Here is a 22675-nt window from a genome sequence, read left to right on the forward strand (position 1 = left end):
AGCGATGGGCTGACTAGGCTGCGCCAAAGCCAAAGCGCGGAAAACCTCCAAATTCAAATTCTGGATCTGCAGCATGGAAATTGATCGCATCCACCTGCCCGTCGGGGAAGAAATCGGCGGGCATGCCGGCGCTACCATTGCCCTCACACCTTCGGTTGACAAGGTCCGCGTCAGCCTGCCTGTGCCCCCGACCAAAGTGATCCCCATCATTTTTCTGCCGGGCGTCATGGGGACCAACCTGCGCATGAGCCGCCAGCGGCAAGCGTTTCTCAATCAAAAGGACAACAAGGCGTGGCGACCGGATGATTTGGGCCCCGCTGGCCTCTTCGGCGGCAACACGCACCAGGCACAGTACCTCACACCAAGTCAGCGGCAGCTTATGTTCGATCCAGACGAGGTCGAAGTCGACCGCTACGAGATCACGGAAGACGCGGGTAAGTTCGACCTGACGGGCGAGAAAACGCAAGATTCCGACGCGCGGCATCAGGATGTGCCAAACGGGTTGCCTGATATTGGCTTGTTGATGAGCGCGCCATTGCCACCGGCCGCCGAACAATGGAAAGCCAAACGCGGCAAGCACGAATCCACCGCTGCGCAGAAAGCGCGCTGGCGAGGCTGGAGCGAGGTGCTGTTTCGCTCGTCGTATGGCGATGTCATCAAGCTCATGGAAGAGCGACTGAACAACATGGTGCTACCGATATTTGGCGGCGGTGCAAAGATCAACCCGCTCTGGAGCAACGAAAACACGAACGCGCGGGTGTTGGGCGTCAACCCGTCAACGTGGGGTGGCACTGGCGACGCCCTGACCGAGGCTGACATTCTGCGCATAGCCAACTGCTGGTATCCGGTCTATGCGATGGGTTACAACTACCTGCAAAGCAATGGCCAATCCGCAAAGAAGATTGCCAAGCGCGTTACCGACATCATCCAGATGTACAAGGCCAATGGACGGCAATGCGAGAAGGTCATCATCGTCACGCATTCAATGGGCGGGCTGGTGACGCGCGCGCTGCTTCACTCCGAGTATGGAAACATCAAGGACAAGATTCTCGGCGTCTACCACAGCGTGCAGCCCGCGCTGGGCTCGGCGGCAGCCTACAAACGGGTGCGCACGGGGTTCGATGCCGTATCTACACTCAACGTGAAGGGGTGGGTTGCCCGCAACATCATGGGCAAGACTGGCAAGGAGGTTACGGCTGTCTTTGCCAACGCCCCGGGGCCGCTGGAGTTGCTACCGATCGCGTCCTATCCACGTGGTTGGCTGCGGGTGAAAGCCGCCCACGATGACCGACTGGCGATGGCGCTGCCAGCCACCTCAGACGAGCCGTTGAAGGCGTATCACGAAGAGATGCGCCTGCACCAGTCGCTGGGCGTGAAAAAGCCGACGCCACCCGCAGTCATTGGCGAGCCGGTGTACGACATCTATGGACGCAGCCCGAAGGAGTGGTGGCGGTTGCTGAATCCGGAGTGGATTAATCCTGCCAAGAAAAAGTATCTTGGGATCGCCCCATACGGAGCCGCACAACGACGGATTGCGCTTGCACAGGATTTCCACACAAACATCAAGAATCTGTACCACCCCACGACCTACGCCAGTTACGGCGCGGACACCTCGCAAAAGACCTATGGCAGTGTGACCTGGCGGGCGGATACGTCCGACCTCGCGTCTCACGGTGATCCTCTCATGTGGACCTTTGAGAGCGAGGATGCCGAGGGCAAGATCGTGGTGCGCACGCAGGGCAATAGATTGCTGACCCTAACCTTGGCACCCGCAGAAGAATCGGGCGATCAGACGGTGCCGGCCAAAGCGTCCGCCGAAGCAGTGGGTGGCACGCACTTCCGGCAAACCGGCTACGACCATCAGAAGAGCTATTTGGACGACAAGGTGTTGGCCAGCCTCTTGTATTCGATTGTCAAGATTGCCAACACTTCCACCTGGTGGGACAAATGAACCGTCGCCGTTTCTCAATCATCATCGGTGGCCTGCTGCTGGCGGGCTACGCGTCGACAGCCTTTGCGGAGAAAAATATGTCGGAACCCGTTGTCATGTCGCCTCGCCTGCAAAAGCTGTTTGCCAAGACTAAGCACGTCTGTTTTGGGCGCAATGTGGTGGAGGTCCCTGCTGAGGCGGAATTACTCTGGGGATTCCAAGAGTTCCCCGCAAAGATTGTTGTCCACGTTGGCGAAGCGGGCCGCCTAAAAGAAATGGCCGAAAGCTATCGTGCCAAGGTGCTCGCATCTAGCAAGACCGCGGAGATTACCTACTTCAGGCTAGAACCATCCAGTAACAGCATTGAAGTTCGGTCATTCGAAGACAAGTATGCACGGCAGTATGGGTTAGAAGCACACATGACCTTCGCCTCAAGCGGCTCCAATCTATATGAGTGGTTTACCGGCGGCAAGGAGCTTGGGCGACTACTGCATGGCCTCCGCGCGCGCAAGAACACAGAAATCCCCACCGCGCCCGGTGTATGCATCGACCACGGCTTCATTGCAGATTCATCTGGCAGCTTCCAGGAAATCTTTGGCGTAGGCATCAACTTCCCGAGCCTCCCCGATGTCAGTTTCTCAATTCTGTCCAACAAAGATGCAAGCACCGACGGCGACCCCGGCCTGATCGAACGCCACTACGACGCGATGGGCAAGGTGACACCCGCCGGAGTCAAGCGATTGCAATTGGGCAAGCGTGAAGTCAATGGCTGGAAAGGCGAGCAGGTCCTGCTACGGCGCGACGGAATCGAGAAAGGTGTATTCGCGCATGAATTCCTGTGGGCGTCCATCGGCAAGAGCGGCAGCGCACTGAACCCCGCCTCGGTCGACATTCAACTCAACACTGGCGTCAAGGCCAACCGGACACTGGGTCAATCCTCTTCACTCACGGACGAAGAAGCGCTGGCCTTGTGGAACCGGCTCCTGGACAGCGTGCGCTTTCGCGTCAACGCGCCACCCACGCAAACCGGTGCCCCGGTGACAGTGCGCTCGGGGGAACCGACTCCGCTGACTGGTTTGTGGCGGGCCTCGCTGCCTCCGGATCATCCGGAGGCTGCGTGGGTTGCCAATGGCCGCAGTGTCTTCCGTCAACGAGGCGAACCGATGGTCCGCTTCGGGTTGGGGTTGTCGCAAGACGAAGCGCTTGTCGTGTGGACATGGATGGGCGAGTACGACGCGTGAGCACCCATTACATCATTGCAGTTGATTGCCTTAGTTGAAAGGTGGATCTCATCGACACCACGCTATTTCTAGCAATTCTGGTACTGACCCTGGTACTAGTAGGTCGGGTTATCGCCCGCACCGTACCCAACTCTGACAACCCTTACATCGCATCAGTCATGTGGCCACTCTGTGGTGCGGCCGTGCCTGCCATCTGGTTCTACGTTGCTCAGTCTGGAAAGTTCTTGGGTTTTTCCTCTGCATGGCCCCTTGTTTATGCAATTTTCTTCTTGCCTACGGCCGGATCAGCAATCGTATTCAGTTGGTTGACCCAACGACGCAACAGGAAGAACCGAGGTTGACTAGGCACTGCCAAAGCGTTGCTTCCGGATATGACGACAAAAATCCTGAAAGACACATGAGCGCTGAAATCATCCGCGTAGGAGACCCAACCGACCACGGTGGTGTAGTGCTCGACGGCATCCTTGGCACCGACCTGTATGGCCTTCCGATGGCTGGTATCGGGAACTTGGTCATGTGTCCCAAGTGCGGCGGTCCGTTCCCGATCATCGAGGGCGCCTCCAACTATGAGGTCAACGGCGTAAAGGTGGCGCTGCGCGGCATGATGACCGCCTGCGGTGCTGTACTGATCGCTGGAGACCCGCGCACACAAGTCAGTGGCTAGCTCGCGAACCATTCCGATGCCGGTGACACGGTTCGCACACAGAGCGGCACGTCGATGCGCCACCTGCCTGACAGCAACGTCGGAGGTTCATTACCATTGGTCCGCAGAATACCCTTGGTGGATTTCTTCAGGCGAGACAACGCAATTCACCTGAAAGCAAAACGCCACCGCGTCATAGTGCGGTGGCGTTTTGCTTGCGGCAACAGACTCAGGAAATCGCCCTTCAGGCTGGCGGCCCCAACACCGCCCGCACAACCTCCGCCCGCGGAATCGGCGCCACAGCGCTATACCCCGTCGTAGAAATCGCAGCCGCCACATTGGCATACCGCGCCGCCTCCGCAGGCGAATCCCCGGCAACAATCCGCGCCACAAACGACCCACCAAAACAATCGCCCGCGCCGGTTGCATCAATCGCATTGACGGTATGACGCGGCACCAGCGTACGGGACTCCGGTGTGGCCACGTAGCAGCCTTCCGCGCCCATCTTCAGCGCCACCAGCTTCACGCCCCAGCCGAGCAGCCTATCGACAATGCCATCACGATCATGGCAGTCGAGCAGCACCGTCACGTCATCCCAACTCGGCAGGCACAGATCGCACGTGCGCATCGCTTCCTGCATCACGGCGCGGGCACGCGCGAGCGGCCACAGTCGCAAGCGCAGATTGGTGTCGAACGACACCAGCACACCCGACGCCCGCGCATGCGCCATCGCTGCCAAACCCGCGTCGCATGCAGTGTCGCTGATCGCCAGGCTGATCCCCGACAGGTGAAACGCCTTGGCCGCCGCAATCGCCTGCAGCGGCAGTTGCGCGGTCTGGAAGCGGCTGGCTGCCGAGCCTGCGCGCAGGTAGTCGAAATGGTGCCCACGCGCATCGTGCGAAACGAAGTACAGGCCGGTGGGGGCCTGCGCATCGGTGTGCACGTTGGTGTGGTCGACGCCTTCGTCCTGCCACAGCGCACGCAGCGCCTGGCCGAAGCGGTCGGCGCCTACCGCGCTGATGTAGCCCGTGCGCGCGCCCTGCCGCGCCGCGGCGATGCAGAAGTTCGACGTATCGCCGCCGAACCCGAAATTCCACGACGTGCTGCCGGGATCCGCCTGGTTGAACTCGATCAGCGCTTCGCCATAGGCGAGGATGTCAGCCATGGGCGCCCCGCTCAGAAGTAGGTCTGCACAACGTCGACCACGTTGTAGGCGTCGTCAACGACAGAAATCTGGCGCCACTTGTCGAACGTGAGGCACGGGTGCGAGATGTCGAAGGCGATCATGTCGCCGACCTTGATGTCGTCGCCCGGGGCGATCTTCAGGTAGGCATGCTGATCCATCATGCCGGTGACTTCCCAATGCGCCGGCGTGGCCGACGGCGTCTTGTCGCCCGGCCGGAAATGCAGCACCGGCAGCGGCAGACCGGCGTCGAATGCAGCATCGCGCTTGCCCAGCGCAATGATGGCGCGCTCAGCCTCGGGCACGGATTGCACATAGGCCCACAGTTGCAGCGCGGGCAGCAAGCTCGACCGCATCTTGTGCGCGATCGGGTTGTTGGCGTCGATACGGGCCTGCGCGGCGCGGTAGATGCCCACGTCGTGCGTCAGATAGCAGCCGGGGCGCAGCACCACATCCAGCGGCTGGCCGATATTGGCTTTGGCGAACTCTTCGGCCACGACGTCGTACCAGGCTGAACCGGCACCCGTCAGCACGGCGGGCGTGCGCTGCAGGCGCCCGTCCTTTGCAAGGTCACCCATCACCTTCACGGCGCGCTGCAGGAACGTGCGGATATCCGCCTCTTCCTTGATCACGCCTTCATAGACTTCAACGCCCGCGAGCTTGACGGCGCCATCGGCTCGCGAGAGCGCGTCGAGCACCGATTGCAGTTGCGCGTCGTCGCGCACGCCGGTGCGACCGCCCTGCACGCCCAGTTCGATCAGCACCTGGATCGGGCGCCCCGCCTTGCCGAAGAAGGCGGCAAGCTGATCGACCTGATCCGCCGCATCCACCAGGCAGAAGAACTCGAACGTCGGATCGGCCAGCAACTCGGCCAGGATCGCCATGTTGCGCTTGCCGACCAGCTGATTAGCCATCAGCACGCGACGCACGCCGTGGGCATACGCGATGCGTGTCTGGTGCGCCGTTGCCAGCGTGATGCCCCACGCACCGCCGGCCAGCTGACGTTGAAACAGGCGCGGCGCCATCGTCGTCTTGCCATGCGGCGCGAGCTTGGCACCGTATTCGCTCACGAAACGTTGCATCCACGCCAGGTTGTGCTCCACGCGCGACTGCGAGAGCACCGCCGCGGGCAGGTTCAGGTCTTCGTTCAATACATTCCAGCGCCGAGCAGCAATCTGCTCCGGCGCGCATGCGGTTTCCAACGCACCCAAGCCCTTGTCGAGCGGGTTGACAACGGCGTTGGCGTCTCCTTGGTACTTTGTATCACTCATGGGAATGGACTCGTGTTCCTTTGGGGGTAAACATCGGGTTGACACAATGATAGCGGCGAAATTATTCTCCGGGCCAGCCTGTTACAAAGTACCAAAGCACTCTCAAAGCCGCTATCCGGACGACTACCGGGGGCCAGAATGCGCGACCCTAAGCCCGACCCCATGCGTGAACCGATGGACATCGTGACCCGACTCTCCCAGCGTGCCGCTGAACTGCGCCCCGCCGAGCAGAAGGTCGCGCAGACCGTCCTGAGCGACATTGCAGAAGCCGCCGCCGGCAGCATCCAGACGCTCGCCGAACGCGCCGGGGTGAGTGAGGCCAGCGTCACCCGTTTTGCCAAGGCGATGGGTTGCCGCGACGTGCGCGAACTCAAGCTCAAGCTAGCGCAGGCAGCCGCAGTCGGCCAGCGCTTTCTGGATGGCGGCGCGGACCGCCCGCCCTCCAGCGCAGACGGCATCCTGGCCGACATCAGCAATGTGCTGGAGGCCAACCGCGCGCTGGTGCAGCCCGAGGCCTTCCGCACTGCCGCTGTCGCACTGGTGGCGGCGCGCATGATTGCCGTGTTCGGCATGGGCGGCGGCTCGACCACCATGGCCGACGAAATGCGCTACCGCCTCGCCCGCCTGGGACGGCCGGTCACCACCTATCATGATTCGATGCTGCAGCGGATGGTCGCGGCCACGCTCAGCCCGGACGATGTAGTGGTCGTGTTTTCCGTGACCGGCCACGTGCCGGAGGTGATCGACAGCGCGACCATCGCGCGCGAGTACGGCGCCCGGATCGTCGCCATCACGGCCATCGGCTCACCGCTGGCGGCGCTGGCCGATGTCTTGCTGCCGATCCAGGCCATGGAAACCGATTTCATCTTCAAGCCGTCGTCATCGCGCTACGCCATGATGATGATGATCGACCTGCTGGCGACCGAGGTCGCATTGCAGCAGGCCGATCGCAGCAAGGAGCTCTTACGGCGCATCAAGTACGTGCTCGATGCGCATCGCGGCGGCGGCAACCGCCAGCCGCTCGGAGATTGACATGCAGCAGTACGACACCGTCATCCGTCAGGTCCGCATTGTGGACGGCAGCGGCCACGAACCCGAGGCCACGCTGTTCGACGTGGCCATCACCGACGGCCGCATCGCCGCCATCGCCACATCCGACTCCACCGCGTGGCTGGGGGACGAGGAAATCGCCGGGGAGGGCCGCGTCCTTGCTCCTGGCTTCATCGACGTGCATACGCACGACGACACCAACGTGATCCGCACGCCCGACATGCTGTGCAAGGTGTCGCAAGGCATCACGACCGTCATCGTGGGCAACTGCGGCATCAGCGCGTCGCCGGCCACGCTCAGGGGCGACCCGCCCGACCCGATGAACCTGCTGGGCCCTGCCAGCGCGTTTGCGTATCCGACCTTCGCTTCATACGTGGACGCCGTCGAGCGCGCGCAACCGGCGGTGAACGTCGCCGCGCTGGTCGGGCACACGGCACTGCGCAACAACCATCTGGACCGCCTCGACCGCCCCGCCACCGCTGATGAAGTCGAAGGTATGCGCGCGCAACTGCGCGAGGCGCTCGACCACGGTGCGCTCGGCCTGTCGACCGGCCTGGCCTACGCCAACGCCTTTGCGTCGACTACCGAGGAAGTGATGGGCCTGGCGGAGCCGCTAGCCGAGGCCGGAGCCATCTACACGACGCATCTGCGTACCGAATTTGCCGCGATTCTCGATGCGATGGACGAGGCGTACCGCATCGGCAAACATGCGCGCGTGCCCATCGTGATTTCCCACCTGAAGTGCGCGGGCGCTGCCAATTGGGGCCGCGCGGGCGAGGTGCTCGAATCCATTGAAGGTGCGCAGCGCTATCAGTCGGTGGGCTGCGACTGCTATCCGTACACCGCAAGCTCGTCCACGCTGGACCTCAAGCAGGTGACGGACGAATTCGACATCTTCATCACGTGGTCGGAGCCGCATCCGGGCATGGCCGGCCAGACGCTCAAGGAGATTGCCGCCGCCTGGGGCACCGACCTGATGGAAGCCGCGCGGCGCCTGCAGCCGGCGGGCGCCGTGTACCACAACATGTCGGCGCAGGACCTGGACCGCATCATCACGCACCCCGCCACCGTCATCGGCTCCGACGGCCTGCCGAACGATCCGAAACCGCATCCGCGCCTGTGGGGCGCCTTCCCGCGCGTGCTCGGCTACTACAGCCGCGAGCGCAAGCTGCTCTCGCTTGCAGCCGCCATCCGAAAGATGACGGGCCAGTCGGCCGAGCGCTTTGGCCTGACCGAACGCGGCCTGGTGCGCGAAGGCTACTGGGCCGATCTCGTGCTGTTCGACCCGGAAACGGTGCGCGATGTCGCCACCTTTACCGACCCGCAGCAACCGGCGGCAGGCATTGCGGCGGTGTGGGTCAACGGCCATCTGTCGTATCAGGACGGTGCCGTGCAGCCCGCTGTGCGGACACCCGGCGCGGGCCGCTTCCTCAAGCGCGGGCCGCGTGCGCAGCCGGCTGCGGCCGCGGAAGTTCATTGAAATCCGAGTTTTGTTTGAAGGTTTGAAAGAAGGAACGTAGCGATGACGATTACCCGAATTGGCGTTGAAGGCGGCACCGGCACCGGTGGCCAGCACCTCCCCTTTGCCCGTGCGGCGGGCGCAGACGGCTGGCTGTTTGTGTCGGGCCAGACGCCCATGGTGAACGGCGAGGTGGTCGGCAACGGCATCGTCGAGCAATCGCACCAGACCATCAAGAATGTGCTGGCCATCCTGGCCGAAGCCGGCTACGGGCCAGAGCACGTCGTGCGCTGCGGCGTATGGCTGGATGATCCGCGCGACTTCCAGTCGTTCAACAAGGTGTTCAAGGAGTACTTCGGTGCCAACCCGCCCGCCCGCGCCTGCGTGGTGTCGAGCATGGTCATCGACTGCAAGGTCGAAGTCGATTGCGTGGCCTACAAGAAGCCGTAACCCGCATTTTCATAAGGTCGCCCTGCACGACGGGGCGCCCAGACAACAAGAGCCGTGAATATCCCTGAGGAGGAAACCCGATGGTCCCGATGCAAGGCAACTCGCTATTGCTGACCGCCGCGCTGGCGGTGGTGGCACTGATCTACCTGATCGCTGTCCAGAAACTGAACCCGTTCGTTACGCTGATCGTCGTCTCGCTTGTGCTGGGCGTGGTGGTTGGCATGCCGATGGGCAATATCGTCAAGGCGTTCGAAACCGGGGTGGGCAACACGCTCGGCCACATTGCGCTGGTGGTGGGCCTCGGGACGATGCTCGGCAAGATGATGGCGGAATCAGGCGGGGCCGAGCGCATCGCCAAAACGCTCATCAGTGCCTTTGGCGAGAAGAACGCGCACTGGGCCATGATGGTCGTGGCGTTCATCATCGGCTTGCCGGTGTTCTTCGAAGTCGGCTTCGTGCTGCTGATCCCGATTGCCTTCAACGTGGCCAAGCGCACGGGCACGCCGATCCTGCTGGTGGGCCTGCCGATGGTGGCCGGTCTGTCGGTCGTACATGGTCTGATCCCGCCGCACCCGGCTGCGCTGCTGGCCGTGACGGCGTATCAGGCGGACATCGGCAAGACCATCATGTATGCGCTGATCGTCGGCCTGCCGACCGCCATCCTGGCCGGTCCGCTGTGGGCGATGCTGGTCTCGCGCTACGTCAAGCCTGACGAGAACAACCCGCTTGCGGCGCAATTTGTTGAATCCGACCAGAAGCGCGAACTCCCGGGCTTTGGCGTGACGCTGTTCACGATCCTGCTGCCGGTGGTGCTGATGCTGATCGGCAGCTGGGCCGACCTGATCGTCCCGCCCAAGACGCTGGCAAACGACATCCTGAAGCTGGCCGGCAACTCCGTGATGGCCCTGTTGATTGCCGCCATCGTGAGCTTCTACACGTTCGGCAAGGCACGCGGCTTCAATCGCGACACCATTCTCAAGTTCACCAACGAGTGTCTGGCCCCGATCGCCACGATCACGCTGGTGGTGGGCGCAGGCGGCGGCTTTGGCCAGATCCTGCGTGATTCGGGTGTGTCGAAAGCCATCGTGGCCGTCGCCACCGATGCACACCTCTCGCCGCTGCTGCTGGGCTGGGTGGTGGCCGTGCTGATCCGTATCGCCACGGGTTCGGCCACCGTCGCCATGACAACTGCCTGCGGCATCGTCGCGCCGATCGCCGCAGCCTCGGGCGCCGCCGTCAAGCCGGAGCTGATGGTGCTGGCCACCGGCGCAGGCTCGCTGATCCTGTCGCACGTGAACGACGGCGGCTTCTGGCTGGTGAAGGAGTACTTCAACCTGACCGTGCCGCAAACTTTCAAGACGTGGACGGTGCTGGAAACCATCATCTCGATCGTCGCGCTGCTGCTCACGCTGGCGCTGGCGACCGTCGTTTAAGCTTGTTCCGTTGAAGTTGATCTAGGAGAACGTTGTGGGTATCGATTCCGTCGTCAAGGCCGGCCCGGTCATCCCGGTGCTGCAGTTCCAATCTGTCGATGAGGGCGTCAAGGTGTGCCGCGCGCTGTACGAGGGCGGTATCCGCACGTTCGAGATCACGATGCGCACGCCGGTGGCGCTGGATGTGATCCGTGCGGTGGTAAATGACCTGGGCAGCGATGCGATCGTCGGTGCCGGCACGCTCACCCGGCCCGAGCATTTCCAGCAGGCGAAGGATGCCGGTGCGGTGTTCGCGGTGTCGCCGGGCATTACGCCCATGCTGGCCGTGGCACAGGCGAAAGCTGAACTGGACTGGCTGCCGGGCATCGCCACGCCCTCCGAGCTGATCCTGGCACTGGAGTTCGGCCTGACCACGCTCAAGTTCTTCCCGGCCGAAGCGGCTGGCGGCATCCCGATGCTCAAGTCGATCTACGGACCGTTTGGCGATGTGCGTTTCTGCCCGACCGGCGGGATCACGCCGCAAAGCGCGCCAGACTATCTCGCGTTGCCCAACGTGGTGTGCGTGGGCGGCTCGTGGATGGTGCCTAAGGACAAGGTCGCGGCCGGCGATTGGGCAGGCATCACGGCGCTCGCCAAGGAAGCCGCCGCGCTCAAGCGGTAACCAGCGTCACCTCTCTCGCGCGGCCGGCTGGTCGTCAGACAAAGCTGACCGCGCGCTCCATCTGCTCCCGATATTGAACGATGTCTTCAATGGTCAGCACCGGCAGGTTGTGCTGATCGGCGAAGCGCACCGCGTCGTCACGGCGCGCCATGGTGCCATCCGGCAGCATCAGTTCGCATAGCACGGCGGCCGGCGGCAAGCCTGCCAGACGTGCCAGGTCGACCGAGCCTTCGGTATGACCGCGCCGCGTGAGCACCCCACCCTCCTTTGCCACCAGCGGGAATACGTGCCCCGGGCTGACGACCGATTGCGTATCGGCATCCGGCGCGATGGCCGCGCGGATGGTCGTGATGCGATCCGCCGCCGATACGCCGGTGCTCACGCCGGTGCGGGCTTCGATCGACACCGTGAACGCCGTGCCGTACTGGCTGCGGTTGTCTTCCACCATGGGGCGCAAGCCGAGCGACGCGCTCTTCTCCGCCGTCAGGCACAGGCAGACGATGCCGCTGCACTCGCGAATCAGCATGGCCATGCTGGCCTGCGTGAGCCTGTCGGCGGCGACGATGAGGTCGGCCTCGTTTTCGCGGTCGGCATCGTCGAGCACGACGACGGGCACGCCAAGCCGCACCGCGTCGAGGGCGGCGGCCATGCGCGCGGGCATGTCGGCCGGATCGAAGCGGGCTTCGATGGCGTCAAACGCCACATTCGCGGAAGGCAATGCGGGCGGGTGAACTGCTGGGGATTGCTGAGTGGACAACATGGAAACGCTCCTCGCAAGATTGGCGACAAGACGTTCCAGGGCAAGCAGACAAACAGGCACGGGCCATGCAGCGGCGCAGCCCGGCACAAAGCCAGGCGCGCTCCTTTGGCGCGGGCATGTTGTTCCGCACATCTTCTTCCATCCGGACTCTGACCGTCGGCCCCGGCATCTCACCGGATCTGCTGACCCCTGCATGCAGGCGCATGCAAGGCGCTCGCGGGCTCACGGACACACGGTCCGCATACCGCCGGTGGGGAATTCCACCCCGCCCTGAAGACGTACTGAACCGGCAGGATCGCCGGCAAACGCAATGCTACCGCAACAAGTTGCAACGATTCGACCCTACTGACGGGTCGGGCAAAGCGCTATGCCGTCATATCGTTATCACGCCATTTCGCTCACCGCGCCCGGGCCAGCATGGCATGCAGCAGCACATCGGCGCCGCGCGTCACATCTTCGGGAAGCGCGTCTTCCGCTTCGTTGTGGCTCAGACCGTTCACGCACGGGATGAAGATCATCGCCGTCGGGCAATGCTTGGCAATGTGGATGGCGTCGTGCCCCGCGCCGCTCACGATGCGCTGATGCGGGTAGTCGAGAGCCTCCACCGCATCGGCCACCGCCTTCACGCAAGCGGGGTCGAACGGCGTGGCCGGGCTGACCCAATGCTGGTCGATCTGCACGGTCAGGCCGCGGCGCTCGGCAATGTCGGCAAAGCGTTCACGCAGCGCCGCCTCCATCTCGGCAATGCGCGCGTCTTCGTGATGGCGCAAATCCACCGTAAACGTGAGATCTGCGGCGATGGTGTTGCGCGAGGCATTGCGGATGCCGAGTTCGCCAATCGTCACGAGGCCATGCGGCGCAAAACTGTCGACCAGCACTTCCAGCGAGGTCGCCATCTCCGCTGCTGCAAACATCGCGTCGCGGCGGAAACGCATGGGCGTGGTGCCCGCATGGGCGGCCTGGCCCTGCACATGCACATCGAGCCAGCGGATCGCCTGCCCGCCCGTCACCACGCCAATCGGCACGCCGTTCTCTTCGAGGATCGGCCCTTGCTCGATATGCGCCTCGAAGTAGGCGTCAAACGGCGCACCGGGGATGGCGCGTTCGCCCGCGTAGCCCGTCGCCGCCAGCGCTTCGGCCACGGAGATGCCCTGCGCGTCACGCGAGGTCAAGGCCTGTTCCAGCGGCATGACGCCTGCAAATGCGGCTGAACCCAACATGGCGGGCGTAAAGCGCGCGCCTTCCTCGTTGGTCCACACGACAATCTCGATGGGCTTGTCGGTTTCAATGCCCGCGTCGTTGAGCGTGCGCACGACTTCCAGCGCGGCCAGCACACCGTAGACGCCGTCGAAGCGCCCGCCTTCCGGCTGCGTGTCGAGATGACTGCCGCTCGCCACGGGGCGGGCTTGCGCCGATTTGCCGGCGCGACGCGCAAACAGATTGCCGACGCGGTCAAAGCTGAGCGTCATGCCCGCGTCTTTGCACCAGCGCGCGAACAGCGCGCGGCCGGCCGCATCTTCTTCCGTCAGCGCAAGGCGCCGCACGCCGCCTTTTGGCGTGGCACCGACCGCCGCCATTTCTATCAGGCTCGACCACAGCCGCGCCCCGTTGACCTTCAACATGTCTCCATTCCTTTTGCATGCGCGCCGACCGTCTCGGCGCATCCAGCCGCCTTTATCTGGCAATCGCAAAATGCGCGTCAAATTGCGAATGTTTATTCGGCCTATAAATCAGGCAAATACTGCTGGCCCGAAGCCTGCATCCACGCGCTGCCGGCGTCGCTCATACGCACCGCAATGGCGCGATCAAGGCGTGAAGCTCCCAATCCCAGGGCATAAGCCCGGCTAATACGGGGAATCAAAAATGCGAATTTGCCGCCGCCCGCGTCGATGCGCATAAATGGCGGCGTCGGCTGACGACCGACACCCCGCTTCCGCGACACAGACCGATGCCTGAACATCGGCGGCGCGCTGGCGGGGCCACGCCCAAAAGAGGAGGACGCCCCATGTCAACGCCGCAACCATCCACCGCGACGCACCAGCCCGTGCGCGCGGCCACCGCCGCCTTCATCGGCACCGCCGTCGAGTTCTACGACTACTACACCTACGCCACGGCCGCCGCGCTCGTGCTGGGCGAGGTGTTCTTTCCCAGCAGCAACCATTTCCTGAGCACGATGGCGTCGTTTGCCACGTTCTTTGTCGGCTTCATCGCACGGCCGTTGTCCGGCGCAGTGTTCGGGCATCTGGGCGACCGCATCGGCCGGAAAAAGATGCTGCTGGTGACGATGTTCCTGATGGGCATCGCCACGACCGGCATCGGCCTGCTTCCGGGCTACGCGACCATCGGCATCTGGGCGCCGATTCTGCTGGTGTTGCTGCGCGTGCTGCAGGGCATTGCGGTGGGCGGCGAATGGGGCGGCGCGGTGCTCATGGCAAGCGAGCATGCGCCGAAAGCCAAGCGCGTGTTTTTCGCGTCGTTCCCGCAGATGGGCAGCCCGGTCGGGTTAATCCTCTCGCTGCTGTCGTTCCGGCTGGTGTCGTCGCTCGACCATGAGAGCTTCATCACGTGGGGCTGGCGCCTGCCGTTCCTGGCCAGCTTCGTGTTGCTGCTCGTGGGAGTGGCGATCCGCATGGGCGTGAAGGAATCGCCCGAGTTCGAGCGCATGAAAAAGAACAACGAGGTGCTCAAGAACCCCGTGGGCGAAGTGCTGCGCACCGCGTGGCGCCCGATCGTGCTGGCGGCCATGGCCACCACCATCGGCTCCGCAGGGTTCTTCTTCACCAACACCTTCATGATTTCGTACGTGACGACGTACCTCGGCATGTCGAAGGCACTGATTCTCGATTGCCTGTTCGTCGTGACGATCCTGCAGCTCTTGTCGCAGCCGGTATCGGCGCTGCTGGCGCAACGCTACGGAGACACGCGCTTCCTGACGTGGGCCGCATTCATTTCGATGCTCACGCCGTATCCGATGTTCCTGCTGGTGAGCACACAGAACCCGGTGGCGATGGTGGCGGGCATCACGCTGGCGGTGGTCACGCTGTCGGCTGTGTATGCCGTCATCGCAGGCTTCATGACGCCCGCCTTCCCGACGCGCGTGCGCTACTCGGGTATCTCGATCGCCTATCAGGTCTGCACCATGATCGCCGGCGGCACCACCCCGCTGATCGGCACGATGCTGGCCGAACGCTACAAGGGCGAATGGCTGCCGCTGGCGCTGTTCTTTACGGTGCTCTCCGCGATCTCGCTGATCGGCATCATCGGCCTGGGTCGGTATCGCGACGGCAAGCAGCCTGAAGAATCCGCGGCGCTCGCCACAAATTGATGTCTACCTCCCTCCGTATTCCCATGGAAGCCCAACCCGTTTCGCTGCACACGCGCCGCCCCGCGGCCTTCTCTGAAACCGAATGGCAGGTTCGTACCGATCTGGCCGCGCTCTATCGGCTCGTCGATCATTTCCGCATGACGGACATGATCGACACGCACATCACCGCACGGCTGCCCGATGAAGACGGCCGCCCGACCTTCCTCATCAACCGCTACGGCGTGCTGTTCGGCGAGATGCGCGCATCGGATCTCGTCAAGATCGATCTGGAGGGCAACGTCATCGACGAACGCGCCGATGCGGACCCCGAGCACTACGCCGTCAATGCGGCCGGCTTCACGATCCACTCGGCCATCCATGCAGCGCGCGACGATCTGCATTTCGTGGTGCATACGCATACGGCCGCGGGCATTGCGGTGTCGGCACAAGAGCATGGCTTGTTGCCGATCAGCCAGCATGCGCTCAAGTTCTACGGCAAGCTCGCGTATCACGACTACGAAGGCATCGCGCTGGACCTGGGCGAGCGCGAACGCCTCGTGCACGACTTCGGCCAGCACAAGGCGATGATCCTGCGCAACCATGGCCTGCTCGCCGGCGGCCACACGGCAGCAGATGCGTTTCACGAAATCTACTTTCTCGAGCGCGCCTGTCAGGCACAGATCCAGGCGCTGGCGGGCGGCACGCCGCTGCGCTTTCCACCCGAAGAGGTGCGCCAGCGCACCGCCGCGCAGTTCAATCGGGAAGAGTCGCCCGTCATTGCGCGCCGAGCATGGCTGGCGGCACTGCGGCTGATCGACACGTCCCGCTCCGACTACCGGAGCTGATGCGCATGACGACCCTCGCCCTCATCAGCCGCGACTACGACATGTCGCACCTGGTGCCGTCCATCCTGCGCGCCGCGCCCGAGTTCGACGTGCGCATGTACGGCGAGCCCGCCGCGCGCGACGCCGAGATCGCCGTCTGCTGGAACCCGCCCGAAGGCGCCATCGCCGCCATGCCGCGCGTGCGACTCGTGCACAGCATCGCCGCGGGTGTCGACAACATCCTTACCGACCCGACATTGCCGGCGGTGCCGCTCTGCCGCGTGGTCGACCCACAGCACGCACGCGGCATGGCGGAGTTCGTCACCTGGGGCGTGCTGCATTTCCACCGGCAGTTGGACCGCGTGCTGGCCAACCAGCGCAGCGCCACATGGTTCCGGCCCGAACAGCAGCCTCCGTCAGCCTGCACCGTGGGTGTGATGGGCCTGGGAGAAATCGGTTCGCATGTCGCCGGAGAACTGCATCGCCTCGGCTTCAGCGTGCGGGGCTGGGCGCGTCAGTCGCGTGATTTGCCCGGTATCGGCGTGTACTGCGGGCAAGCCGGCCTGCCGATGTTCCTGGACGGCACCGATATCCTGATCTGCCTCTTGCCGCTCACCGACGCCACCCGCGGCTTGCTGAACGCCGCCACATTCGCGCGACTCAAGCCGGGCGCCAAGCTCATTCACGTCGGGCGCGGCGAGCATTTGGTCGCAGCGGATCTGCTCGACGCATTGCAAACCGGCCACCTCGGCGGCGCCATCGTCGATGTGTTTCCGAACGAGCCACTGCCCGCGAGCGATCCGCTCTGGCGCGCACCCAACCTGATCGTCACGCCGCACATGGCGTCTGTCGCAAGCGCCGACACCATTGGCTTGCAGGTCGCCCAGAACGTGCGGCGCCTGCTCAGGGGCGAAGCGCTCGCCAACGTGGTCGACGTCACGCGCGGTTATTGACCGCCCATCGTCCCCGACGCGGTCTCCGGATAGCGCGCATCGATAAAGCGATGCAGCGCTTCCAGAAACGCCGCTTCCGCCGCACTGAACTTGCGGTCGGCCATCCATAGCAGGTGCATGTCGACGTCGGCCACGCCGGCTTCGGGCGGCAAGCGCTGCAGGCGGCCCTGTTCGACGTCGTCCTGCGCCACGTGCTCGGGCAGGCAACCGATGCCGAATCCGGCCACGATCAGCCGCCGCACTTCCCACATGCTCGAAGACGAGCCGACCACGGGGCCGGTCAGGCCCATCTCGTCGCGAAAGAACGTGAGCATCGAGAGCGGATCGCCGATCTTGTCGCCCGTGAAGGAGACAAACTTCTCGCCGGCCAAATCGGCAATCTGCACATCGGCGCGACCGAACAGCGGGTGATATTGCCCGCAGAACAGGGCATAGCGCTGACGGAGGAACAACCGGTGTTCGATCTTCTTCGGCAGCGCGCGCTTGGGCGACAGACCCAGCGTGGCCGTGCGCAATTCCAGGCTGCGCACCACGTCGGCGCTGCGCATCTCCTGGCATTCGAGTTCAATGCGCGGGTAATCGCGGTGGAAGCGGCCGAGAAACGCGTCGTACTCCGGAAAGTCCAGCCCGCTGACGATGGCCACGCGCACCATGCCGGCAATCTCGTGCCCGCCTTCGCCACTGGCTTGCGACAGGCGCGAAATGGTGCCGTAGACCTCCTCGGCAATCAGCCGGACCTCCTCACCCGCCCGCGTGACTTCAATGGGATTGGCCTGGCGGTCGATCAATTGCAGGCCGAGCTGATCTTCAAGCCGCTTGAGCGCCTGGCTTACCGCCGGCTGCGTCAGGTGAAGGCGCGTGGCGGCACGGCTGATGCTGCGTTCCCGCGCGATAGCAAGGAACGTGCGCAGCAAATTCCAGTCGAGACGGTCGTTGAGGTAGGTGTCGAGCTTGGCCTTGCTCATGCGCAGTACCGGGAAGGATCATAGACATTTGGCCAGGCTAACCATCCGCTAATCCGGCATCGACTAGAATCCTACCCTTTCCGACCGTGCCCGCGAAGTTCATCCCACGCATGGAATCCCGCCTTGTTTCTTCCCGCCGCTCGCCGTGGATGGCGTTGATCGTTGTCGCGCTCATCGGCGTGTTCCTCGCGCTGTGGACGGACGACCTCTTCCAGCGCTCCACCCTGTTCCGGCCCGATGAAGGTCGCTATGCAGAAATCCCCCGCGAGATGGTGGCCTCCGGCGACTGGGTGACGCCGCGTCTGAACGATCTGAAATATTTCGAAAAGCCGCCCCTGCAGTACTGGACGACCGCCGCCACGTTCGAGGCATTCGGGGTCAACGCCTGGGGTGCACGCCTGTGGCCGGTGCTGTTCGGCCTGGGCGGAATCCTGATGACGGCATGGACGCTGGCCGTCTATCGCGGCGGGCGCACGGCGGCGACGGGCGCAGCGATTTTGGCCTCGTCGCTGCTGTATCTGCTGTTCGGGCAGGTCATCACGCTCGACATGGGCGTGGGCTTTTTCCTGACCGTCGGTGCGTGCGGCTTTGCACTGGCGCAGCGGTCGGGCGCATCGCGTGGCGGACGGCTCGGCTGGATGCTGGTGGTCTGGCTGGCGCTGGCCGGTGCAACCCTGACCAAAGGACTGATCGGGCTGGTCGTGCCCGGCCTGATCGGCGTGGCCTATCTGCTGATGACGCGCGACTGGGCGCTGATCCGCCGCATGCATTGGCTGCCGGGCCTGGCGCTGTACCTGATCGCCACGGCGCCGTGGTTCGTGATCGTGCAGCAGCGCAATCCCGAGTTCTTCAACTTCTTCTTCATCCACGAGCATTTTCAGCGCTTCCTCACCAACGAGCACCATCGCAGCGGCAAGTGGTGGTACTTCATCGCGGTAGGCGCGGCCGGGTTGCTGCCGTGGACGCCGCTGCTGTTTGCGGCCATCGGCCGGCGCCTGGGCCGCGTGGCTGATCTCTTTGTCGGCACGCGGCAGTTTGACCTGATGCGCTGGTCGATTGCCTGGGCGGGGATGATCTTCCTGTTCTTCTCAGCCTCCAGCTCGAAGCTGCCCGGCTACATCGTGCCCGCCTTCCCCGCGCTGGCCATTGTGCTGGCGCTGGCGCTGGAAAAAATGCCGACGCGCGCCGTGGCGTGGTCGCTGGGTGTCAATCTGCTGATCGCCATTGGGCTGTGGTTTGCCGTGCCGACGATCGGCGCCAAGGCCGGCGCAAAGATGCCCGCCGAACAGGTGGCGCTGGCCATGCCGGCACTGCGCGAAGTGATGGTCATGCTGGCCGTCGGCACGTTGGTCGCGCTCGCAGCCTTGCGCTGGCAGCGGCGCACCGTCGCCGTGATCGTGCTGTCGATTTCCGCCCTGTTCTGCTGGGACCGCGTGCTCAACGCCAGCGAAATCTTCCGCGATGCATTGTCTGCCCGCGATCTCATCGAAAAGACGCTGAATGCGACGGGCCCGATTCCGCCCGAAACGCCCTTTTACTCGGTCGAGTGGCTGGACCAGACAGCCATCTATTACCTCGGGCGGCCGATGACACTGGTGTCAGGCTTTGACGAACTCGAAATGGGCGCCGGGCTTGAACCAAGCAAGGTCGTTGCCACCACTGACGAATGGATCCGCCGCTGGATCGACGGGCCGCCCGCCTACGCCTTCATGCGCCGCACGACATGGCAGAACCTGCAAGCCGCTGGCGTGCCGATGCGGCTCGTGGCCGAATCCGCCGACAAGGTGGTGGTGGCGCGGCGGTAAGCCTCTCCAAACTAGCCGCAACCTCCAAACAGGAAGGGCCGCAACGTCTGCGGCCCTTTTTGTTACCTGCAGCGACTGCCGGCGCTTACCACGTACAACTGCCGCGTAGGAACGCCCATTCCTCACATTCATCGCCGCCAGGGCTCACGCAGATTCCCATATCGGCACCGTTGGCACGCGTGGAAAACTCAAGTTGACCGCCGCGCTGCAGGCAATACGTGGATGCCGGATTCGCCATGCCGGGCGTTGCGCGCGGCGGTTCGGTGTCAGCAGCAGGCGGTGCGGTGTAGGTCGGCGGCGGAGTGGGCACCGCCTGCATGGCAGGTGAAGGCGGCAGCGTCGTGGCAGGTGCAGGTGCGGGGGCCGGCGGGGGCGGCGGCGCGGGTTGGATGATCGTGCGCGGCGGCTCCCACGGAGGCATCGGCGACGAGCAACCCGCCAGACCCATCGCCAGCACACATGCGGCAACGGCAGCGGTCATGCGGGCCTGGCCAGCATCCTTGACGAGACAGACAGCGCGATCCATGCGTTTCCTCCCGGAGTTCTGGTGAGCGCACGCAACAAGCGTGCTTGCCTCGCCTAGGATAGCTTACGCAACCGCGTGCCCATATGTCAGTCGGGCGATTGGACGAATGGACGATCGGGCGATCAAGCCGCCGCAGTCGACACCGGAAACCGCATGGTGATGCGAAAACCGGGCGCGGACGCATCCGCCGCCGTCGGTCCGACCGCGAGGTCGCCGCCAAGATGACGCACCAGCCGATCGACGATCGCCAGGCCCAGCCCGCAGTGCGCGTTGCCGCCCCGCGCCGGGTCCAGGCGCACAAAGGGCCGCATGACGCGGTCGAAGTCGGCCGCGGGGATGCCGGCGCCGTGATCTTCCACCGTCAGCGTGTAGCTGGCATCGTCCACGGCGGTGCGCACGTTGACGGGCTCCGCGCCATACGCGAACGCGTTGTCGAGCAGATTGACGACGATGCGCTCCAGATGCGTCGGCTTGAGGCGGAAGCGGTCCCCCGCATGCAGATCGAGCGCGACATGCTTGCCCTGCTCGGCAAACGGCTGCACCAGGCCGCGCAGATGGCGGTCGACCGACACCTCGCGCGCCTCGCTGTCGCCGCTTTGGGCATAGGCAAGAAACTGCTCGACGATGGCCGACATGGACTCGACATCGCGTTCGATACCGGCGCCGGCTTTCTGGTCGGCCAGCATTTCGGCGCGCAGGCGCAGGCGTGACAGCGGCGTCTTCAGGTCATGCGCAATGCCGGCAAGCATGGTGTTGCGCTCTTCGTCGGCGGCCGACAGGTCTGCCGCCATATGGTTGAACTGCTCGGTCAGCTGGCGAAGCTCGTAGGGGCCGCGCTCCTTGAGCGGGGGCACGTATCGACGGCGGGCCAGCGCACCGGCTGCATCGGCCAGCTCGCGCACGGGGCGTTGGATCTGCCACGCCGCGAAGAGCGAAAACGCAATCGCAATCGCCAGCACCACCATCACGCCCGGCACCACGGCGGAAATGGTGGGCGGCGCATGCACCCACACCAGCGGCATGGCGATCCACTTGTTGCGCTGCGGAAAGCGCACGAACACGCGCGGCGTGGGGCCCGCTTCCAGCCGCAGCTGCGTGTCGGAAGGCAAGCGGCGCGCAAGCTGACGCACCAGTTCCGCAGACTTATCGGATGCCGACGAAGCGTCGCCTGCAGGCGGTTCATCGGTTTCGGTCACGAGATCAGGCAGCTTCACGCGCAGATGCCCATCCATCGCTGCCTGAAACGCCTGCAGCTGGAACGCCATCTGGTCTACCGACGCCTGGAACTGCCGCTCGCGCCGCTCCGCGCGCAGCACGCCCAGCCACGAAAAATGGCTGAGCACGAGCACCACCACGATCAGCACCGCCAGCCGGCCGAACAGCGTGTCGAATCTAGCCTTGAACTTCATTGACTTCTTCCCGCTCGTCCGGCACGAAGGTGTAGCCGCGGCCGCGTACGGTCTGGATATAGCGCGGGCGCTGCGCGTCTTCTTCCAGCACGCGACGCAGGCGCCAGATCTGCACGTCGATGCCGCGGTCCGACACGCCGCTGCCCGGCCCGTACATCAACTCGACGATGTGCTCACGCGTGAGCACCTGCATGGCATGCCCGATCAGCAACTTGAGCAGCGCGAATTCGGTATCGCTGATGGAAAGCGCGCTGTCGCCGCGAAACAGCGTACGCATGCGGAAATTGAGCTTGAACGGGCCGAAGCTGAAGCTGTCGCGGTCTTCCGGCGCCGAGGCCGGCACGGCCAGGCGCCGGCGCAGCACGGCATTGATACGGGCGAGCAGTTCCCGCGGCGAGAACGGCTTGCCGAGATAGTCGTCGGCGCCGATTTCCAGGCCGATGATGCGATCGATCTCGTCGCTGCGGGCGGTGAGCAGGATGACCGGCACGTCGTCGTTGCGGGCGCGCAGGTCCCGCAGGGCGGACAGCCCGTCCACCTTGGGCATCATCAGGTCGAGCACCACAAGCGCCGGGCGCTCGCGCTCAAGCCGGGCAGCCAGCCCGTCGCCGTCGTGCAGCACGGAAACGGCAAAGCCCTGCTGGGTCAGGTATTCGCGCAGGAGGTCGCGCAGTTCGACGTCGTCATCGACGACCAGGATCTTGGTGCCGCTCATCTGTCTGGTGGAGTGTCTGGTAGACGCAGGAAGGTGTGCTCATGATAGCGACTGTGGCCACCATGAATCGCGCGCACTTTCACCATATTGTTT

At 64.1% G+C, this 22675-nt stretch carries 21 protein-coding genes and 1 riboswitch; of the genes, 12 read left to right on the forward strand and 9 right to left on the reverse strand.

The genetic code is table 11. The features are described 5' to 3' along the window. Positions 1–73: 73 nt before the first annotated feature. From R2669_RS01890 to R2669_RS01900, 3 genes are all read left to right on the forward strand, one after another. Positions 74–1951 carry a lipase family alpha/beta hydrolase gene (locus R2669_RS01890; RefSeq protein WP_316898233.1) on the forward strand — a complete coding sequence of 626 codons (1878 nt, stop codon included), beginning with the start codon at positions 74–76 and terminating at the stop codon, positions 1949–1951. Further along, a complete protein-coding gene (locus tag R2669_RS01895) occupies positions 1948–3171 on the forward strand; it encodes a T6SS immunity protein Tli4 family protein (RefSeq protein ID WP_316898235.1) in 1224 nt (407 codons plus the stop codon). Before R2669_RS01890 ends, R2669_RS01895 begins: the two co-directional genes overlap by 4 nt. Positions 3172–3568: 397 nt before the next feature. Further along, positions 3569–3835 (forward strand): PAAR domain-containing protein, encoded by a 267-nt coding sequence (locus R2669_RS01900; RefSeq protein ID WP_316891281.1) that lies wholly within the window; start codon positions 3569–3571, stop codon positions 3833–3835. Positions 3836–4058: 223 nt separating this feature from the next. On the opposite strand, the gene R2669_RS01905 is transcribed toward R2669_RS01900, so the two are convergent. Together R2669_RS01905 and R2669_RS01910 are read right to left on the reverse strand one after the other, a co-directional pair. Then, positions 4059–4979: a sugar kinase gene (locus R2669_RS01905; RefSeq protein ID WP_316898237.1), complete on the reverse strand. Its 921-nt coding sequence runs from the start codon at positions 4977–4979 to the stop codon at positions 4059–4061. A gap of 11 nt (positions 4980–4990) precedes the next feature. Beyond that, a complete protein-coding gene (locus R2669_RS01910) occupies positions 4991–6268 on the reverse strand; it encodes an amino acid deaminase (RefSeq protein ID WP_316898239.1) in 1278 nt (425 codons plus the stop codon). A gap of 162 nt (positions 6269–6430) precedes the next feature. Between R2669_RS01910 and R2669_RS01915 the strand changes: the two genes are divergently transcribed. The 5 genes from R2669_RS01915 (at position 6431) to R2669_RS01935 (ending at position 11321) form a co-directional block, all read left to right on the forward strand. Beyond that, positions 6431–7300, forward strand: coding sequence for a MurR/RpiR family transcriptional regulator (locus tag R2669_RS01915; RefSeq protein ID WP_316898241.1), 870 nt, complete (start codon positions 6431–6433; stop codon positions 7298–7300). A 1-nt stretch (position 7301) separates the two neighbouring features. After that, a complete protein-coding gene (locus R2669_RS01920) occupies positions 7302–8798 on the forward strand; it encodes a D-aminoacylase (protein ID WP_316891283.1) in 1497 nt (498 codons plus the stop codon). 42 nt (positions 8799–8840) lie between these two features. Beyond that, on the forward strand, positions 8841–9227 hold the full coding sequence (locus tag R2669_RS01925; RefSeq protein WP_009240594.1) for a RidA family protein: 387 nt from the start codon (positions 8841–8843) through the stop codon (positions 9225–9227). An 80-nt stretch (positions 9228–9307) separates the two neighbouring features. Further along, positions 9308–10660: a GntT/GntP/DsdX family permease gene (locus R2669_RS01930; RefSeq protein WP_316876489.1), complete on the forward strand. Its 1353-nt coding sequence runs from the start codon at positions 9308–9310 to the stop codon at positions 10658–10660. Positions 10661–10694: 34 nt separating this feature from the next. Next, positions 10695–11321, forward strand: a complete 627-nt coding sequence (locus R2669_RS01935; protein WP_316891284.1) for a bifunctional 4-hydroxy-2-oxoglutarate aldolase/2-dehydro-3-deoxy-phosphogluconate aldolase — start codon at positions 10695–10697, stop codon at positions 11319–11321. Positions 11322–11355: 34 nt separating this feature from the next. Here the strand turns inward: R2669_RS01935 and ribB are convergent, their stop codons facing one another. The 3 genes from ribB to R2669_RS01950 form a co-directional block, all read right to left on the reverse strand. Further along, on the reverse strand, positions 11356–12081 hold the full coding sequence (ribB, locus tag R2669_RS01940) for a 3,4-dihydroxy-2-butanone-4-phosphate synthase (RefSeq protein WP_316891285.1): 726 nt from the start codon (positions 12079–12081) through the stop codon (positions 11356–11358). 126 nt (positions 12082–12207) lie between these two features. Continuing rightward, positions 12208–12363, reverse strand: a riboswitch (FMN riboswitch). 116 nt (positions 12364–12479) lie between these two features. Next, positions 12480–13703, reverse strand: coding sequence for a Zn-dependent hydrolase (locus R2669_RS01945; RefSeq protein WP_316898243.1), 1224 nt, complete (start codon positions 13701–13703; stop codon positions 12480–12482). Between the two features lie 101 nt (positions 13704–13804). Continuing rightward, positions 13805–13978: a hypothetical protein gene (locus tag R2669_RS01950; protein WP_316876492.1), complete on the reverse strand. Its 174-nt coding sequence runs from the start codon at positions 13976–13978 to the stop codon at positions 13805–13807. Between the two features lie 108 nt (positions 13979–14086). Here R2669_RS01950 and R2669_RS01955 point away from each other — a divergent pair, with 108 nt between their 5' ends. The 3 genes from R2669_RS01955 to R2669_RS01965 are packed head-to-tail and all read left to right on the forward strand — an operon-like array spanning position 14087 to position 17162. Further along, complete coding sequence (locus tag R2669_RS01955) at positions 14087–15406, forward strand: MFS transporter (RefSeq protein WP_316891286.1); 1320 nt, start codon at positions 14087–14089, stop codon at positions 15404–15406. Between the two features lie 23 nt (positions 15407–15429). Next, the gene (locus tag R2669_RS01960; RefSeq protein WP_316899040.1) at positions 15430–16230 is read left to right on the forward strand and encodes a class II aldolase/adducin family protein; all 801 of its coding nucleotides are present in this window, start codon (positions 15430–15432) and stop codon (positions 16228–16230) included. 5 nt (positions 16231–16235) lie between these two features. Then, complete coding sequence (locus tag R2669_RS01965; RefSeq protein ID WP_316898245.1) at positions 16236–17162, forward strand: 2-hydroxyacid dehydrogenase; 927 nt, start codon at positions 16236–16238, stop codon at positions 17160–17162. On the opposite strand, the gene R2669_RS01970 is transcribed toward R2669_RS01965, so the two are convergent. Continuing rightward, complete coding sequence (locus R2669_RS01970) at positions 17156–18127, reverse strand: LysR family transcriptional regulator (RefSeq protein ID WP_027679129.1); 972 nt, start codon at positions 18125–18127, stop codon at positions 17156–17158. The two genes, R2669_RS01965 and R2669_RS01970, sit on opposite strands and share 7 nt — an antisense overlap. 110 nt (positions 18128–18237) lie before the next feature. Here R2669_RS01970 and R2669_RS01975 point away from each other — a divergent pair, with 110 nt between their 5' ends. After that, on the forward strand, positions 18238–19932 hold the full coding sequence (locus tag R2669_RS01975; protein ID WP_316898247.1) for a phospholipid carrier-dependent glycosyltransferase: 1695 nt from the start codon (positions 18238–18240) through the stop codon (positions 19930–19932). 85 nt (positions 19933–20017) lie between these two features. Here R2669_RS01975 and R2669_RS01980 read toward each other — a convergent pair whose 3' ends face one another. The 3 genes from R2669_RS01980 to R2669_RS01990 form a co-directional block, all read right to left on the reverse strand. Further along, entirely contained in the window at positions 20018–20458 is a 441-nt protein-coding gene (locus tag R2669_RS01980; RefSeq protein ID WP_316898249.1) for a putative hemolysin, read from the reverse strand. 122 nt (positions 20459–20580) lie between these two features. Then, positions 20581–21867, reverse strand: coding sequence for an ATP-binding protein (locus tag R2669_RS01985; RefSeq protein WP_316898251.1), 1287 nt, complete (start codon positions 21865–21867; stop codon positions 20581–20583). Next, a complete protein-coding gene (locus R2669_RS01990; RefSeq protein WP_147214728.1) occupies positions 21851–22582 on the reverse strand; it encodes a response regulator in 732 nt (243 codons plus the stop codon). Before R2669_RS01990 ends, R2669_RS01985 begins: the two co-directional genes overlap by 17 nt. Between the last annotated feature and the right edge of the window lie 93 nt (positions 22583–22675).

The organism is Ralstonia edaphi (genome assembly GCF_958350185.1).
Taxonomy (GTDB): Bacteria; Pseudomonadota; Gammaproteobacteria; order Burkholderiales; family Burkholderiaceae; genus Ralstonia; species Ralstonia edaphi.